Annotated in this window: 19 protein-coding genes and 1 pseudogene; all 20 read right to left on the bottom strand. The window is 48.9% G+C overall.

Annotated elements, in window-relative coordinates:
• Positions 1-12 precede the first annotated feature (12 nt).
• Positions 13-171, bottom strand: coding sequence for a hypothetical protein (locus Q0Y54_RS06920; protein ID WP_297965665.1), 159 nt, complete (start codon positions 169-171; stop codon positions 13-15).
• Between the two features lie 15 nt (positions 172-186).
• Positions 187-594 (bottom strand): hypothetical protein, encoded by a 408-nt coding sequence (locus tag Q0Y54_RS06915; protein ID WP_297965663.1) that lies wholly within the window; start codon positions 592-594, stop codon positions 187-189.
• A 285-nt stretch (positions 595-879) separates the two neighbouring features.
• Complete coding sequence (locus Q0Y54_RS06910; protein ID WP_297965661.1) at positions 880-1,965, bottom strand: phage tail protein; 1,086 nt, start codon at positions 1,963-1,965, stop codon at positions 880-882.
• Positions 1,966-1,967: 2 nt separating this feature from the next.
• On the bottom strand, positions 1,968-2,705 hold the full coding sequence (locus Q0Y54_RS06905; protein ID WP_297965659.1) for a DUF2612 domain-containing protein: 738 nt from the start codon (positions 2,703-2,705) through the stop codon (positions 1,968-1,970).
• Between the two features lies 1 nt (position 2,706).
• A complete protein-coding gene (locus Q0Y54_RS06900; RefSeq protein ID WP_297965657.1) occupies positions 2,707-3,876 on the bottom strand; it encodes a baseplate J/gp47 family protein in 1,170 nt (389 codons plus the stop codon).
• A gap of 1 nt (position 3,877) precedes the next feature.
• Entirely contained in the window at positions 3,878-4,240 is a 363-nt protein-coding gene (locus tag Q0Y54_RS06895; protein ID WP_297965655.1) for a hypothetical protein, read from the bottom strand.
• On the bottom strand, positions 4,240-4,470 hold the full coding sequence (locus Q0Y54_RS06890) for a hypothetical protein (protein WP_297965669.1): 231 nt from the start codon (positions 4,468-4,470) through the stop codon (positions 4,240-4,242). Before Q0Y54_RS06890 ends, Q0Y54_RS06895 begins: the two co-directional genes overlap by 1 nt.
• A 6-nt stretch (positions 4,471-4,476) precedes the next feature.
• Positions 4,477-4,803, bottom strand: a pseudogene (locus tag Q0Y54_RS06885) (Gp138 family membrane-puncturing spike protein); the annotation flags it as partial.
• Between the two features lie 66 nt (positions 4,804-4,869).
• Complete coding sequence (locus tag Q0Y54_RS06880) at positions 4,870-5,943, bottom strand: hypothetical protein (RefSeq protein WP_297965653.1); 1,074 nt, start codon at positions 5,941-5,943, stop codon at positions 4,870-4,872.
• On the bottom strand, positions 5,943-6,266 hold the full coding sequence (locus Q0Y54_RS06875) for a phage baseplate plug protein (RefSeq protein WP_297965651.1): 324 nt from the start codon (positions 6,264-6,266) through the stop codon (positions 5,943-5,945). Before Q0Y54_RS06875 ends, Q0Y54_RS06880 begins: the two co-directional genes overlap by 1 nt.
• Before the next feature lie 12 nt (positions 6,267-6,278).
• Complete coding sequence (locus tag Q0Y54_RS06870; protein ID WP_297965649.1) at positions 6,279-7,187, bottom strand: phage baseplate protein; 909 nt, start codon at positions 7,185-7,187, stop codon at positions 6,279-6,281.
• Positions 7,188-7,202: 15 nt separating this feature from the next.
• Positions 7,203-10,364, bottom strand: a complete 3,162-nt coding sequence (locus Q0Y54_RS12640; RefSeq protein ID WP_366072427.1) for a lytic transglycosylase domain-containing protein — start codon at positions 10,362-10,364, stop codon at positions 7,203-7,205.
• Positions 10,361-10,486, bottom strand: a complete 126-nt coding sequence (locus Q0Y54_RS06860) for a DUF6889 family protein (protein ID WP_297965648.1) — start codon at positions 10,484-10,486, stop codon at positions 10,361-10,363. Before Q0Y54_RS06860 ends, Q0Y54_RS12640 begins: the two co-directional genes overlap by 4 nt.
• A 50-nt stretch (positions 10,487-10,536) precedes the next feature.
• A complete protein-coding gene (locus Q0Y54_RS06855) occupies positions 10,537-10,998 on the bottom strand; it encodes a phage tail assembly chaperone (RefSeq protein ID WP_297965646.1) in 462 nt (153 codons plus the stop codon).
• A gap of 90 nt (positions 10,999-11,088) precedes the next feature.
• Positions 11,089-11,589 carry a phage protein gene (locus tag Q0Y54_RS06850; RefSeq protein WP_297965644.1) on the bottom strand — a complete coding sequence of 167 codons (501 nt, stop codon included), beginning with the start codon at positions 11,587-11,589 and terminating at the stop codon, positions 11,089-11,091.
• A gap of 20 nt (positions 11,590-11,609) precedes the next feature.
• Positions 11,610-13,061, bottom strand: a complete 1,452-nt coding sequence (locus Q0Y54_RS06845; protein ID WP_297965641.1) for a DUF3383 family protein — start codon at positions 13,059-13,061, stop codon at positions 11,610-11,612.
• Positions 13,062-13,081: 20 nt separating this feature from the next.
• On the bottom strand, positions 13,082-13,573 hold the full coding sequence (locus tag Q0Y54_RS06840) for an aldehyde dehydrogenase (RefSeq protein WP_297965639.1): 492 nt from the start codon (positions 13,571-13,573) through the stop codon (positions 13,082-13,084).
• A 37-nt stretch (positions 13,574-13,610) separates the two neighbouring features.
• Positions 13,611-13,985 carry a hypothetical protein gene (locus Q0Y54_RS06835; RefSeq protein WP_297965637.1) on the bottom strand — a complete coding sequence of 125 codons (375 nt, stop codon included), beginning with the start codon at positions 13,983-13,985 and terminating at the stop codon, positions 13,611-13,613.
• Positions 13,986-13,990: 5 nt separating this feature from the next.
• Positions 13,991-14,572, bottom strand: coding sequence for a hypothetical protein (locus Q0Y54_RS06830; protein ID WP_297965635.1), 582 nt, complete (start codon positions 14,570-14,572; stop codon positions 13,991-13,993).
• Positions 14,566-15,066 (bottom strand): DUF4054 domain-containing protein, encoded by a 501-nt coding sequence (locus Q0Y54_RS06825; RefSeq protein WP_297965633.1) that lies wholly within the window; start codon positions 15,064-15,066, stop codon positions 14,566-14,568. Before Q0Y54_RS06825 ends, Q0Y54_RS06830 begins: the two co-directional genes overlap by 7 nt.
• Between the last annotated feature and the right edge of the window lie 144 nt (positions 15,067-15,210).

Here is a 15,210-nt window from a genome sequence, read left to right as displayed (position 1 = left end):
ATATTAATTTCTTCATTCCTTGGTGCCTCCTGCCTCTTCTTCCTTCGGTGGTACAGCTACATACTCGATACACTTTGGATTGTTGCAGACCCATTTTGGCTCTGCCTCTGTACCATCGTTCCGCATTACTTTGTTACAATGCGGACACCGTTCTTTTACAATTCTTCCCATGTTTTTGCCTCCTTTTTAGTCAATGATTGCCTTTTTCTCTTCCGCATACCAGTCGGCAAGGTCTGCCATCTCGCTTCTAAGCTCTTCCTGCGTCTCGGTATCGTCCATCAATAAAGCGGTATTAAAATAGCCTTCAAGCTTGGCCTTTTCCTGCTGATACTCAGACTCAAGCCGTGCCAGCTTCTCATCTTTGGTCGGTGTGTATGGCGGTGCAGATACTGGCTTGCCATCAGATCCACGGACATAGCCGGTACCATTTGCACCTGTTCCCCGGTTGCCTACATAATAGGCATAGTCTTCAGCGCTGGTTTCGATGTAGCCACGGTCAGTATAGACCTTCTTTTCCTTCTTGTTTTTGAAGTGAATGCCGTCTACAACTGTAGCGACACGCTTTCCTTCCAAATCAAATTTACATAAATACATTTTTCAATCATCCTTTCTCTTAAGTAAGAATAAAAAAATTATTTAATCCCACCATATACAGTGGGGACATAATATAGCTCATACCAACCTCAATGCTATTGGCTTCCCGATAGCTTTTACTTCTAACTATTCTGCTTTTGTTATACCTGTCATGCCTAGAGAATCGGGCGATATTGGATATTACAGAATAGCTGGTACCATACGCCTAGGCTACCTCGATAGTTATTTCGAAAAAGGTACTGCTACAACTGGAGGCATAACGTACAATTGGTTTGCCATAGGTTATTAATATCCAATATCTAACCACATATAGTTGGTTGCGCTAGAACGATTCGTACATAATTTAAATCCACTTGTAGCCAAGTCGTATACTACACAGTTGATTGTACTATCGTAACCCATGTGGATAGCATTTACATACGTATTTTTTGAGGCGAATGCTATGGGTAATGTGATGGTTCCTTCTGTTGATAAGCCGTATTTTACTCCCCACTGTAGAATTAAGTGCCCAAACAGAGATCCCAGACAGATATACCCATTTGTACCCATGCTGTACCGGAGTCCTGCTGCTTCAAGTGCAAGTTTAAGCAACTTGGAAAAAACGCTGTCAGTGCTTACAGCAGATATCAGACGGGCCAATGTGGACCTCAGCAGATGGTTAACAACTGCTGTTCCAAAGGATGTCTTTGGATAGTCATTCTCGCAGACAGCCCGGCGGACTGTCCAGACCACGGTACCATCATTGATGGTAGTGCCTTCAGTTACTGGTGGAGTTATCACTGGTGCGGTAGCCCCGGTGGTACCGGCAGTCGTACACTCCAAAAAATACATGGCTGGCAAGTTTTCAAGCATGGCTGTATCACCAAGAACACATGCAGTGGAGCGCTTTGCAAGGCCCATGTAGCTATCCAGCATTTCGACATCAACCAGCCCTGCTGGGTCAATCCGTACTTCGATATTGGTTGCATTGGCCACGGCGATATTCATGGCATAGGTAGCAGATACCTGGGCCGCTGCTGTCGACGCTGGGAGCCATTCCGGCTGATTGTCGATGGTAATCATGTACAGGATTTCACCTGCAACAGGATCCTGCGCAAAGAGGCCCCATTCCCGGCACCAGAAGCCAGCCTGCAGCTGGGTGGAAAGTACGACGCCGGTTATTGTGGCGTGGTCCCCTTCTGATACTGCGGAGCTGATACCCAGTACCGCTTTAGCTCCTACTAAATCGGTCAAATTATCCACGGCATCCATACTTTCGGTGCCGTCGCCCAGCTTGATTTTGGTAAGGACCAGCGGGGTGGTCCCCGCCTCTACTTTTGCTTGTAATGTTCTTCCTGCGGCTGTTAATACGCCGCCTGACCAATTCGACATTCTCATTCCTCCGTTTCTTGTACTGTGAATTTTTTATGTCTTGTGAAGCCACCACCAAAGTACACTATTTTTTGCACTTCTTGGTTTGTTGGCGGTTCCAGTGATACCTCATATCTGATATGCTGGCTTATTGCACCACCGATATAGTACATGCCATTTTCTGTCTGGTCTGTAGGCTTAGCCGGATATAATGTAAAGCGTTTATGCTGGGATATCCCAGCCCCCACATATATCATGCTTCCCAGGTCTCTTATGAGGTTGTAGCCTAAATACACAGATTGCGGCTTTGGTACAATCTGGCCCATGACTATCAGCTCTTGTATAACGCTTGATGGTACGTTAAGGATTTGCACCTCAATGGTCATATCCTGATTGTCGACGATGCGGATGCGCTCCTGGAAAAGGTTCAGCCATATGTCTTCCAGGTCTTCTATGCCGCCCTTCCATAGATTTTTGGCTATGGTGGATTTTAGGAGTGTGCGGTAGCTTTCGTTGTCCAGGGTATTGCTGCCAGTAGTGATAAGCTCAAACGGCATTTTGCGGCTTTTGCCGACGTTATCGCCTAGGATATCCTCTTGTTTTCCCTCTGCAAGGTCCAAATCAAATTGATCATCAAGATACACTCCACAGCTGTAAATGTCGGTTGAATGTTTCAGCAGTGCAGTTACTGTGGCCATGTATTTGGGCTTCCCCCGGTGCTCACTGGTAATTAAATCCTGATATGCGCTTAGGAGTGACATGTTAGGTCACCTCCGTTACGGATACGGTGCCAACGCTTACTACTCCATCATATGGGATAGCTACATCTGTGGTGCCCTGGCTGCTGCCAGTTTCTCCCACGGTCAGTGTAGCTAATAAAAAAGCTGGCTGCTTTGGATTTTCCACCACGGAGGTTATGGCTGTCATTAAGCCAGTCAAATACACATCATCGCCTATGGAAAGGGACGACAGGTACGCCTCTACGGCTTCCTGTATGATGGTTAAAAGGTCGGCTGTATATCCGGTCCCTCGTCTTACTGTGATGGTAACGTCTATGGAATGATAAACTGGCCTGCTAAAGCGTATGGGCGTTGTTACGCCATCCTCATTGATGTAGTTATAAGTGGTGGTGCCGTAGGTTCCCCCTCCAGGGCCCTTGTGCAGATATATTGCCTCAGCGATATCTGCCTCCAGGCCGCCTTCCACCACGGCACATATACTGTGCGATGGTATACCGTTGGAGTCGGTTACGGCCGTGTCGTTGTCGTACACGTAGCTTCTGGACACACCACTAATGGCTTTTATGGCGGCTCTGGTGCCATCCAACATGTTCCGGCTTGGCAGAGCTACCGATATTGCCTGCCGCTCCCTCAGTTCCTCATCCAGTTCTATTGGCTGTCCTACCACGGCTGGCACTTCGTTTGTGACTGAAATCCACCCGGCCTGTGGCGTGTTTATCTTGGTAATTGTTCCTGGTACAGCTTCTACGGCTCCCAATGTGCTACATTGGGCTGTAACCTCCGTAGTGGCCCCTGTGAGGGTCGTATTGGCTGGCAGGTTCCATATGTTCCCGCTGTCGTCTTTGACGCTGCCTGCGGCGATTACGGTGCCCACAGTGCCTGTTAATGTCAGCACGCATGTAGAATAGCTGGCTGGCTTCCTGGCGATGCCGTTTAGTTTTACCAGGGAGGACAGGGCTGTTCCAACGGCTGTCTTTGGGCTGTGGTTATTATAAACAATTTGCAGCAGGAGCATTGTATCGTAGGTCTTGCTGGCGAATGCTGATATCATCTGGTAGTCCTGGGAGTCATTTTCCAGGTATAAATCATCGCCGTAAATATGGCGAAATTGCGCCAGCAGATCATTTCTGATATCAATGTATGAAGGTATGTGAAGTCCTGCCTCATCCACATACGGTGCGAAATAAGCCATATTACGCCTCCTCTGCCCTTAGCACTTCTTCCAATTCAAACGGGCCGTAGGTGCTCTGCACCGCTGCCCTTATCTTTAGCTCGCGGGTTTCGTTGTCCCATTCGTGGTCCATGTCCAATACGCTGATTACTTCGGAGGTCCCCGCTATCCTTTTGCGGATAAGCCGCAGGGCCTCCTCTATGTCCCGCTTGGCTATAATCTGCTGCCAGTACGGCACACCGTCCTTTATCTCCTCCCACCACTCATATATGAGCAATCGGAGCCGGGTGGCGCACGCCTGCTGGACAGCTTCGATATCTTGTTTGTAGGCTTGGCCGTTACGCATGACCATATCGCCGTTTTCGTCTAAAGCTCTATAGCGCATTACGACACACCTCCTGTGTTGCCGCCTCCAGGCTCTACGCCGGTGTGCGTATGGCCTAAAAAGACGCGGTCGTCTATTTTGGTGCCGCCATCAATGTTAACGCCTCCGGCACCGTGGATATTGATGGTGCTGCCGCTTATCTCTATATACGCGTCTCCTGCCGCGTTGCGCAGCTGGGCCGTGTCGGCTGAATAATCGGACACCACGGCTGGCTGGCTCCTAAATCCCACAAGAGCGAAGCCATCCGATAGGTCGTGCCGGCGCCTCTCTATCTGGTTTTGGACGCCTCCTGACTGCCACCAGGCGTCCATACAGCTGTCTCCAAATATCACCAGGCAATCATCCCCTGGCTGTATTGGGAGGGTGAGGCAATACCCGCCGCCTGAATACACAAAAAAAGGCACATCCAGCAGCTCCGGTATTTCTATCCATGATAGGTTCCCTTTACCGTCGTTCATGCGCTCTCTTATTGCCGGCTGGCATGTCAGTGTCTGTCTTTGGTAGTCGACGCTCCTGACTATGGCGGGGCAGGCCACACGGAGGTCTATCCCATAGGCATCCATATTTCTGAGCCTTTGCTCCATTTTGTTCATGGTTCTTGTGAATATGTTTAGCATGGCTCCTCCTTCCTATGCCTGCACAGACTGGTCGGCTTGTGATATGGCCGTAAAGAGGCCCGATCTACCATTTCGGCTCAGTCCTACTATCTCTGTTGACCATTCGTCTCCCCAGGTGTCACCCTGGTAAGTCACACTAAGGGCTGCATATTCGCCATCTTCATCAAACATTGTCTTTTGATTTTTCTGTTCGTTGCTGGCCTTTTCGGTGCCATTGGTGCCCTGTGATGTCTTCATTTGTGGGTCAATGTTTATCAAGGTGCGCTGTATAATCTCGTTGTTGATTTTGACCAGGGTCCACGGTTTAATTCGCGGATCCAGCAAGGTTTTAATAATAATACCGTTGTCCGTGTATTTCGGCGTACCTACCAGCCCGCTTTCCGGTGCTACTTCTATGCACATATTTTCCGGTATTTCGTCGTTTAGGCCATGCATGGACACCTTTTCGCCGCTGTTAAGCTCGAAAAAAGCATTATTATGTATGGCTATGTCTCTTAAATACTTGAATGGTTTACCAAAGAAAATTTTACCCCGGGGGAGCGGCTGGTCAGGGATATTCTCGCTGATTTCGTCTACCTCTATCGGGGTGTCGGCCTGCTTGCAGGCTTCTTCGGCTCTCTGTCTGGCAGTGCTGTTGGCTGCCACAGAGGACCGGATAAAATTCCATGAAAATTCCTTTATGGCGTGGGCTGCTAATATCTCCAGCTTATAATTGATGCCGTCTTCCCGGTTCCGTATAACCTGTACAATATCGCCCGTAAAAATTTCTCCATATTGGCCCTGCTCATACCCGGCAAAAATGGAAATTTGAAAGCCTTCCTCTATAATTCCTTTTTCTGTCTCTGCCGTAAGGTTATAAATAACCAGGGTCCCTATTGTAATAAAGCTATTGACGTCTTTTTTGACGTTAAAAATGCAGCGAAGGTCGGACACATCGATGGCTGTATCGTTCTCAGTGTCCCGCTCCTTTTCGCCGTTTTCGTTCTCTTTGTATGCTGGTTTATAAATCTGTATCAGCCATTTTCTGCCGTACAGAATACCCATAGCTTCTGCTGTTTGTTCCTGCTGCTTTTCTTCCTCAGCCATTATTCATCACCTGCCCATACAAGCACCCATTCGCTATCCAGGGTATTGTAATTTGGAAATTGAGCCGTTATCTGGGTCTTTGGCATGATGTAGGCATGGCCTATATCCATGTATTGAAATTGCTCCAGGATGTCCTGCGCCGGTATGAGCGGGTACGATGATAAAATATTCTTATCGTCTTTATCCACGAACACATACCAAATGCTGGCCACCTCGTTATACTGCATGGTAAATCTAAGTGTTACATTGCGCTTGGTGGTCAGTGGAATAGTGCAGGAGTAGGAATGATTCGGTATTGCTATCATTGGTACAATTGATGTCATTTATCATACCTCCTACGCGCCCAGGGCTCCTGACACGCCTTTTCCAAGTGCTTTTAGCGCAGTGTCGTTATTAAGATTCTGCACCGGTTGCTGTGCTCCCTGGGTTGCCTCTTTGGTTACAGCTGGCCGGGCCGCGGTTTTAACCTCTGCAACATTTGCAAAAAGAATTTGCTTTAAATGCACAGAGCATTTCAGCGCGTTCAGTGTCTGGTAATCGTCCGGTGCGCTCAAATCCTCAATAATCATATTCTCGTAGGTTTGCAGTCTGGTTACCACCGTCAAAGGTTGGCGGTCCAGCTGCATTGCTTTTAGGGCCTTCCATGCGTTAATGCTGCGGCCTTCTCCTATGGTTGATATGCTGGATGGCCCGTCTACCTCGCTTTTCAACCAGTCAAAAAGGCCACCGTAGTTCTTCTTCATATCGTCCCCAAGAATGCCGGATGATATTATCTTGTCCGCACTCATGGCAATGGACACCGCCTTTTGCACACCGCCACCCAGCATGTTGCCTACGCCCTGCAAAAGGAAGGAGCCAAGGTTATCATTTGCCTGTCCAAAAAGGCCCGTATTGGCCGTGTCCGTCATCATAATGTCTATAGTCAGCTCTGCCGGCTCTATAATGGCATGGTCGGTCATGGTCACGCCGGTCTGCACCGGGTATTGCGTGGTCCTGACATGCGAGCTGTGGTCGGTCCTTAATATACCATCAAAGGCCATGCCTCCAATGGTCCAATTTTTCCCTTGAAATATAAAATTCTGCAGGCCGGAAAATCCCGTAATAAAACTAAGGATATTGTAATTGCCTGTCATTTGGCCCAGTATCCTTCCCCATTGCATCCAGTCTGGCTTTTGCGTTGGGTTATTGATAACATCAGCCAAATAATACACACCATCGAGGGATAGTCCCCTATCTACGCCCATGGTTGCCTCCTTCCTTTATACGAATGCCGGACCGCCTGAGCCACTATAAATGTTCCGCTCTTGGAATGCCGCGCGGCTCTCCAGGCTTTTTACCACTGTATCAGCTGCCATCTGAGCCACATCAGCATTAGTTTTACCTTCTCCGCTTATAGTAAGGTCTATATTTACGTTGTTGGTGACGTTAGCTGTATGGCTGTAGTTGGTTCCTGCGTAGTCTCGATAGCTCCCAGCTCCGCCAGCTACTAGGTTAGTAACCAAATCCATGTTTGCCGTCGGTAGGCTTTGTCGCAGCTCGCGCATGAAAGCCATCATTCCAGATAGCCCCCATTGGCTGGAGCTGTCTTGGCTATCTACAAATCCTGTAGACATCGGTTGTAGCACACCATCTTTTTTGGCTTCAGTGGTTTGGCCATTACCAAAGATTTCTTTTCCTATTTCTTTTCCGATTTCTTTCGCGCGTTGCGCTATGGCTCCTATTGGGTTTAGATCCAGTATATCTTTTGCGGCTTCAATGGTTCCGTTTTCAGCAGTCGTTTCTGCTGCGGCTCCGATGACATCACCTGTTACCGGCACCACGTTTCCTGGCATTTCAGAGGCAATATCGGCAGCTCTTTGTACTACAGATTGTTGTTGTTCTGCTGGGTAGATTACGATATCGTAGTGCCCTCTGTCTACCTCGTGGACCATTTGACCACCGTATTTTTCTACCATACCCTGCAGGATATCGTAGGCTTTGCTTCCTTCAGGTATCTTGCTGTCGTCAATATCAACCTTGTATCCTGTCTCATGCGAATATGGGCCATCTTCGTGGCCATATTCACTGCCTTCGGCGGCACCAGTTATGACTCCTATGGTTCCAGATCTGTTAAGAGCTGGCCCTAGCTCATTCATGAAATCAACGACTTCCGGTTTCCAGCCTTGTACGTTGGTTGCAGTGCTATCCCACGGAGCGTCCATGCCTTCTTTTGATGACCAAATCCTCCAAAACCGATTATCAAATGGTTTACCGGATGGAGTATATCCGTAAGTTGTGTTAGATTCATATTGGTCTCGATAGCGCATAACCTTTTTAATGTGATTTTTGGGCTCATCTGGTAGGTAGTTTTCCCAATCATCGCCGTATTCTTCGATCACATCATCTACATTACCGGAACCCCAGTTATAAGCCGCTATGGCTTTTCGCGCATCGCCGTTGTAATATTCCAACATTTGATTAAGATATCGCGCTCCACCATCAATGTTTTGTTCTGCGTCGTATGGGTTTACTCCTAAATCTGCAGCGGTTTCCGGCATAAGTTGCATTAACCCAATGGCCCCCGCGTCAGATCGTGCGTTTTCGTCACCACCTGATTCCGCCATCATGAGAGCTCTTAATGTATTTGCACTCACCCTGTCGTTTTTTGCGGCCGCTGCCTGGATATAATTTTCCCATTTTTGTTCCGTTGGTGTAAGGCCAGACGTCTGTCCACCTTTTTTACCTTTTGTATCTTCTTTAAGGATATCCCAGACAGCTTTCAGATCTTTAGGGTTCTTAAGAAACTGCGCCAAAGCCCTGGCAAATTTTCCCAATTTATCTAAGCTGTCGCTTATACGTTCACTTAGTTTTTTAAAGAAAGTATGAATAAACTGGTTATTTTTAAGTAAATTAAATAAATCTCTCCATTCTCTAAAGTTATCTCTAAGTGCCGCCGTAAGACGTTTTGTAATTTTATTCAGTCCGGTCATGACTGTCAGAATAAGCCGCAGCACATCCCGGAGGGCGTACAATATACTAGTGTCTCTTATTTCGTTATTCAGCCCGGGGAAAATTTCATTTGAAAGTTTAAATACGGCGTCTATCAGCTCCAGGAATGCATCGGTTAAATCCATGCATGATTTTAAGAAGTCCCGCATTTCCTTGGTTTTCATCAATTCCCGGACCAAATCCTGCACAAATTTTATGACTGTTTCTATCGTGTGCCACAAAGATACAAGGCGTTTCCAGATTGAACCAAATATGCTTTTAACTGTCTTAAATGTATCAGCGTGTTTCAGGTGCTCTGCCGCCAGTGCTCCTATGGTGGATATTACCTCCCAGGTAACCTTGACGGTATCAGCCAAAACCTCCCCTACTTCTTTTGCCCCTTGCAGAAAGCTGTCAAGTAATCCTTGACCGCTGGTCTCCCCCCATTCTTTTATGCTGGTGACCACTTCGCTTATCCACTTGGCGGCGTCCTTGGCGTAGCCTACCACCATATCCCAGTATGGCTCTGCTTCCTTTTTCAGGGTTTCGTACCATTGGCTGGCCGTTTCCAGGTATTCATTGAGCTTATCCCAATATGGCCCCAGGGCGGCGTTCTTGCCTTCCATGTAGCCGTAGTAGTCGTCTATCAGCAACAGCAGGGTGCTTAGAAGCATAATGCTTCGCCCTAGCGGCCCTGCGCTCAGTGCCACGTTGATGGCTGTTATGGCGGCTATGGCTATTTTGGCTCCCTTGGGGAAGCTATCCCAGAGGTCCTTCAGGTGCTTGCCAACATCAAAAATAAATTCCAGAAAATGACGGCCCACTTCGATTACGTAGTAAATCCCGCGGGCCACCTTTTCTGTCCATACGCTCATGTTCTTGATGACCATGTCGTTAAATGACTTGAATTTTTCCTGGATATCGGCCAGCGGCTTCTGGAGGTATTTCATCAAGTAGTAGCCTACCCAATTAAGGGCATAGCTGGCCTCCTGCTTTAAGCGGGTGAATTCAAAGATTAAATCCCTGAAATCCTTCATGGTCTCCTTGAAATCGCCGCCTACTTTCATCTGGGAACCGTCGGCTGTGAGCTTGGTAAAGCGGCCCAAAAGCTCCGGGGTGAGTGCTATGTCGTTTATGCTCTCTCCCAGCGCGTCTGTGGCCTTTTTCATGCGCCATGCTGCGTCTTCACTCATCATCATGGAGCGGGCGTATTTCTGCATGGCCAGGTCCTGGTTGGCGGTCGCTTTCATAAGGCCAAGGGCTGAGGCTGTAACGCCGGCAATAGCGGAGGCTATAATGGTCTGGGCCTTCACAAAATTGCGAGCCATACCGGAGGTCACCCGCTCGATATTGGCTCCTGTCTCCCTTATGGTATGGTCAGCCTGCTGGAAGCCTGGCCTGTCAATTTGCACACCAAGGCTTACCAAGTATGATTGTATGATGTTACCTATCATGGCATTCCTGCCTCCTGTCTGCGTCTAGCGGCCTCCTCGGCCCGGTATTTGTTCTCAGCCTCTACGGCCATAATCTCATGAATGTCTAATAAATCATCAAGGGTATAAGTTCCGTCCCACAATTCGTGCTGCTGCCAACGTCCGGCTATGACCGGCGCATATAGCCAGGGGTTTAGGTTGGCATATTCGATGGGATCATATCCTTGAAACTGTCGGCTAAGTCCTTCAAGCCGTTTTCGGTAAAAAAACCGGATACATTGAAGAGCAGGGCATGAAGGGTAAGCACGAGCACCAGCATTGTGTCGCGTTCAATGCCCAGCACTCCCCAGGAGCCGTTGCTGTTTAAAATTGGCTGCTCATGGCCACCCTTCATTACTTCCTTGACAACGCTGAGGCAGTCGCGCTGGAATGCGAAGAATTCGCCCTTAGTCATAAGAGCGCGGCCCTGTGGCAGCATTGCCTCCGGGTTGTTGCCTTCTGCCTTCAATACGGACATTACCTTTTCCTCGACGCCCATTGGCATCATCTTTTCAAAAAGTGTAAAAGCAATGTATGAGCCGGTGAATGCATCAAATTTGCCGATCTTAAATGTTCTATCTTTGATGGTGACGGTTTTCTCGTTTTCGCGTGCCATGGTTTTTTTCTCCTTTTAGTGCATAAAAAATAATGTAAAGGCACACCTAACATGTGCCTTTACCCTCCCATTTTCCCGACATCAAGAAACTTAGTGTGTGCCGGTGAGCTGAATGCGCTGGATATCAGCAAAAAGCAGAGTCCAGGCCACACGCTGGCCCTGGCTCTGGAATGGCTCGTCCGGCTCTTTGATGAATGCACCACCGGTGCAATAGAAAGATTTTCCCATCTTGGGAGCTTCAATGGTGCAGGAAATCTGCGCCCATTCGCTGGTGTCTGCCTGCCACAGGTAGTTAAACATGCCCTGCAAAAATTCATGCAGGGAGCTGGTCTGCTGTGCGTTAATGGCCACGGAGCCGTTATTGCCAGCGATTTTGGAGGTCATAATGGAACCATCAGCGGCCACATCATGCACAGAGCGGTCTGTGGCCTTTGTAATGGTCATATCACCGATACCCTCGCCCTGGATGGAATAGCTTCCATAATTTGGATGGGAGATGGTTGCGGTTACGTCGGTAAAGCTATATGTACTCTGATTGGCGAATAACTGCAAATCAAAGGCAAAATCAAGAATATTTTTCTTCTTTGGCATTATCCCTTTCCTCCTTCCCTTTACCGGTTCACGTCAACCTGTACGGTTACGTGGTGGATTGCGCCGGCGAGCTTCAAGGACACATAGATTGGTGGTGCCTTGCGTGCGTCGCGGTCTGCCTGGGTCTGGTCATTGATTGGCTCGCTCTGGATAATATATCCGCGTGGCAGGGTGGCCCCGTAAGCAAGGCCAAGTATATCATTAGACTTCCACACACCCGCTGCAATAAAGCCGATAAGGTTGAGACGCTCGCACTCGTCCTTAATGGCATTTTTAATGCGGTTCATGCCAGCCTCGGTCTGAGGTAGCTTATTGTTGGCCACCAAGAGGTCCATGATGGCCAGCTGTGCGTCGTTTTTGAATTTATCCAAGTAGATGATTTCGTCGAACCAGGAACCATCAAACATCTTACCTTCCTCGAAAATGTTGTAATAGGTGCCGCGGTTAATGTACACATTACCGTTGAAGCTCTTTAGTGCGTTCACCATATTGGTGGTGAAGTTCTGCACGTAGTTTTCTGCCTCTACGCCTACCTCGGTCTTGTATGCAAGGGTGTATGCGCTGCCGGCGGTGCCGGTCATGGCACCCATGGCCCATCCTACAGTAGCTGCGATAGCGTCCTGATGAGACGTCGAATACTGGCCGATGGTGCGGCGATAATTGAGGGCCTGCAGCTGGCTAAAAATACCACCGTCCTGTGGGTCATACACTGCGCTGGATGCGGTAGTGAACCCAAATATGGAGTCTGGGGTACAGCTTTCGGTGTAGGCTGCAATCTCCAAGATTTGCGCATCGGTCAGGGCTCCGCAGTACATACCCACATACCACTCGCCGTCTGCCTGGCGGCAAGCTGTAAAGGATTCCACTGGAGTCTCTGCTCTGGTGGTGCTGCTGATCGCAGTCCCGGCTGTAATCGCAATGGTTCCGGTTACGGTCATTGCGCCAGGGGTATTGCCGCCTGCTGGCACCTTTTCTGTAATGGTGATTTTGTCACCGTCTACGGTTACGCTGTAGATATCGCTTATGGCTGTCTTTCCTGCCAGTGCCACGGCCAAATTGCCAGCGGTGGCTGCGATGGTCTCACCTACAGCAAAGTCTGTCCCAGCGGTCAAGGTTACGCCACCAAAGGTCACAGTATCTTCGTCGGCTGCGTTGGTGGTGACAGTGTAGGTGTTCTGGCCTGCTACCTTGATGGTGCTGGTCTTACCTACCATAAACTGCTTAGGGGTCTTCTGCTGGCCCATGATCAGTTGAGCCGCCTTTACCAAGCGGTCATTGGCAGCAAAGCCTGCCTCCAGCATAGAATTTACGCTGTCGTAGGTTACTACGCGTGCGTTGTTGAAATCTGCCACATTTCCAACATCACCAATCAGTAAGGCAGTATCAAACGCCTTACGTGGTGCGGAAATGGTGGACAGATTGACGATAATGTTTACCACTGGATTAAGTGGCAGCACATTTTTTAATGCCATGTCTCTTTTCCTCCTTGTTGTTATCTTAAAGCCTCAGCTCGGATATATACGTGTTCTATCGCGCCTACATCCTGCTTGCTGAGGTATTCCTCATTAAAGGTCAGGGTAATGTCCCAGCGCTCCCACCACTGGCCAGCAAATATTTCATTGGCCTGTATTGGCACCGGCATTTCTGGGACCAAATAAAAGCCCTTCTTAGCCATCAGCATTTGCACCTCTGGCAAAAACACACCATCCTTCATGGCGGTTACGACGTCAAAGGCGTGGGGGCCATATGCCTGGGTTTTAAGGTCCCACACGCGGGTCCGCATAGCGTTCCGCATTACAGTCCCCTGCTCCGTCCTGTAGACGCTGTCTCTCTGTTTCGAGTAGTCATCATCTCTAGGCGTTGCATTTAAAAAGACGACGTTATCGCTGATTGTAAAATCAGGCGCGCCGCCTTTGGGGTACATCTTGCGGATCCATTTATCTGGGTTATCCGTGATAATGTCCTTTAATATTAATTTTGCCATGCTCCAAAAAGCATTTTTGACTTCCGGTAGGGTGTTGCTATGGCTGCTCATTTTCTACACCTCCCTGTAAGTCTCCGATTGCTTTCCAGAAACCATTGGCTGAATAATCCCACACATGCAGGAGCTTGTACCGGTTCCCATTCCACACGATGGTGTCGCTGGTGTTCTCCGTGTCGGTTATCACCAGTTCCACCTCGTTGGTATAAAAGGTCTTGGTGCCGTGTTTCCTGTCTCCAATGTCGAGCATTTCCACATCTTTGGGAGAAGAAGGAGCCACAATACCCGTTACCGTCACCGGCGTTACCAGGGAGACTATTTCTCCTTCCACCCATGTGTCCTGGTGCTTTTCGACAGTGAAGGTCGTACAGAAATCTGTATCATATGTCATCTCTGCGAGGTTTATGTTGGTCATGGCTCTCACCTCTCTCTTATGACGTGGGTTATCGCTTTCCTCATTTCCCCGGTATCAATAAGCGGGGAGTCAGATCCTTTGGCTCTTATCGTGGCGGGCGCATTAGGTGGCCACCCATTCTCCGGGTTCTCAAACCATTTTTTGGCTGCGTTTTCGGCCACCTGGCCTGCCCTGTCTAGATATAGGTCACGCTTATCCTCATCGCCTTTTATGGCGGCAACGGACGCCTGGGCCAGTTGGTTACCTATCCTCTCCTTGTTGGCTTCAACAGATGGCTCCAGCACCGGTCTGGGTGGAACATGCCACAAGGCTGAGCCATGGCTTTCCAGATAGAGGCTGTGGGCCTCGCTGTACTTCTTTCCGGCTTCTATGTGCTGCTGCATTTCTGCGCGCATTTCAGCCTGCCTTACACCGTGGCTCTGGATATACAGAAGTTCTGCATTGTTGATGTTGTCGTCTGACTGGGTCTCCCTGCTGGAGTTCTCTGCCGGTATTCCTACCAGCACTTCTTTTTTGGCTACGGGCAGGACAGCATTCAGCATGCTTCCTTTTCCGCTTCGGATAGTCCTTGCGGTAAGTGTTACCATACGACCATCCCTCCCATGGAATAAACACGCGCCATTGTAATAAACTGCTGCCCGAAGGCGGTCAGTTTGTAGGTTCCCCAGCCTGCGAATTCCTGCCCTTGAATGATTGAAAAATCATAACTTATGGACAGGTCTCCGGCTGACTTGCTTGCTACCATTCCTTTGGCAAGGCCCGCATTAACAATCTTACCTACAGGGTCATCGGGGCTGGCCATGGTCTGTAGGTAAAGGGTCAGAAAATGTGCAATAAAAAGGCCCATACAAAGCTCCCAGGCGTCATGGTAGCGTGCCTTGGATATGCTTGCATTGGCCATCTTTACCCATGCCTCCAGCACGACGGTCGGAATAATGGGCTGCATTGTTTTCGGATCCTTTTTGCCAAATTGCGGGTATGCCTCCAGGAAGTCCTCTGATGTGTATGGGGGATTTCCCCCGGTGCGGATGTTGGATGCACCCGCGATTATCCCGAACACATCCACATTGTTGTACATCATTTCTTTGCTTCTTTCTTTCCAGGTCCCTTCTTGGGCTTCTCCTTTGCCTCTACGGAGGTCTCCTCCTTGGGCAGCTCAGGGGCCTTAACGATTACCTGGTCGGATACCACCAGCACACCATCTTTAACGGCCCATGCGTACATC

The sequence above is a fragment of the uncultured Anaerovibrio sp. genome (genome assembly GCF_947302755.1).
In the GTDB taxonomy this organism is placed as follows: domain Bacteria; phylum Bacillota; class Negativicutes; order Selenomonadales; family Selenomonadaceae; genus Anaerovibrio.
This window is presented reverse-complemented; position numbering and strand designations above follow the sequence as displayed.

Coding starts and splice junctions, on each gene's coding strand:
- Q0Y54_RS06920 (WP_297965665.1), bottom strand. CDS start 171: ATGGGAAGAATTGTAAAAGAACGGTGTCCGCATTGTAACAAAGTAATG.
- Q0Y54_RS06915 (WP_297965663.1), bottom strand. CDS start 594: ATGTATTTATGTAAATTTGATTTGGAAGGAAAGCGTGTCGCTACAGTT.
- Q0Y54_RS06910 (WP_297965661.1), bottom strand. CDS start 1,965: ATGTCGAATTGGTCAGGCGGCGTATTAACAGCCGCAGGAAGAACATTA.
- Q0Y54_RS06905 (WP_297965659.1), bottom strand. CDS start 2,705: ATGTCACTCCTAAGCGCATATCAGGATTTAATTACCAGTGAGCACCGG.
- Q0Y54_RS06900 (WP_297965657.1), bottom strand. CDS start 3,876: ATGGCTTATTTCGCACCGTATGTGGATGAGGCAGGACTTCACATACCT.
- Q0Y54_RS06895 (WP_297965655.1), bottom strand. CDS start 4,240: ATGCGCTATAGAGCTTTAGACGAAAACGGCGATATGGTCATGCGTAAC.
- Q0Y54_RS06880 (WP_297965653.1), bottom strand. CDS start 5,943: ATGGCTGAGGAAGAAAAGCAGCAGGAACAAACAGCAGAAGCTATGGGT.
- Q0Y54_RS06875 (WP_297965651.1), bottom strand. CDS start 6,266: ATGACATCAATTGTACCAATGATAGCAATACCGAATCATTCCTACTCC.
- Q0Y54_RS06870 (WP_297965649.1), bottom strand. CDS start 7,187: ATGGGCGTAGATAGGGGACTATCCCTCGATGGTGTGTATTATTTGGCT.
- Q0Y54_RS12640 (WP_366072427.1), bottom strand. CDS start 10,364: ATGATAGGTAACATCATACAATCATACTTGGTAAGCCTTGGTGTGCAA.
- Q0Y54_RS06855 (WP_297965646.1), bottom strand. CDS start 10,998: ATGGCACGCGAAAACGAGAAAACCGTCACCATCAAAGATAGAACATTT.
- Q0Y54_RS06850 (WP_297965644.1), bottom strand. CDS start 11,589: ATGCCAAAGAAGAAAAATATTCTTGATTTTGCCTTTGATTTGCAGTTA.
- Q0Y54_RS06845 (WP_297965641.1), bottom strand. CDS start 13,061: ATGGCATTAAAAAATGTGCTGCCACTTAATCCAGTGGTAAACATTATC.
- Q0Y54_RS06840 (WP_297965639.1), bottom strand. CDS start 13,573: ATGGCAAAATTAATATTAAAGGACATTATCACGGATAACCCAGATAAA.
- Q0Y54_RS06835 (WP_297965637.1), bottom strand. CDS start 13,985: ATGACCAACATAAACCTCGCAGAGATGACATATGATACAGATTTCTGT.
- Q0Y54_RS06830 (WP_297965635.1), bottom strand. CDS start 14,572: ATGGTAACACTTACCGCAAGGACTATCCGAAGCGGAAAAGGAAGCATG.
- Q0Y54_RS06825 (WP_297965633.1), bottom strand. CDS start 15,066: ATGATGTACAACAATGTGGATGTGTTCGGGATAATCGCGGGTGCATCC.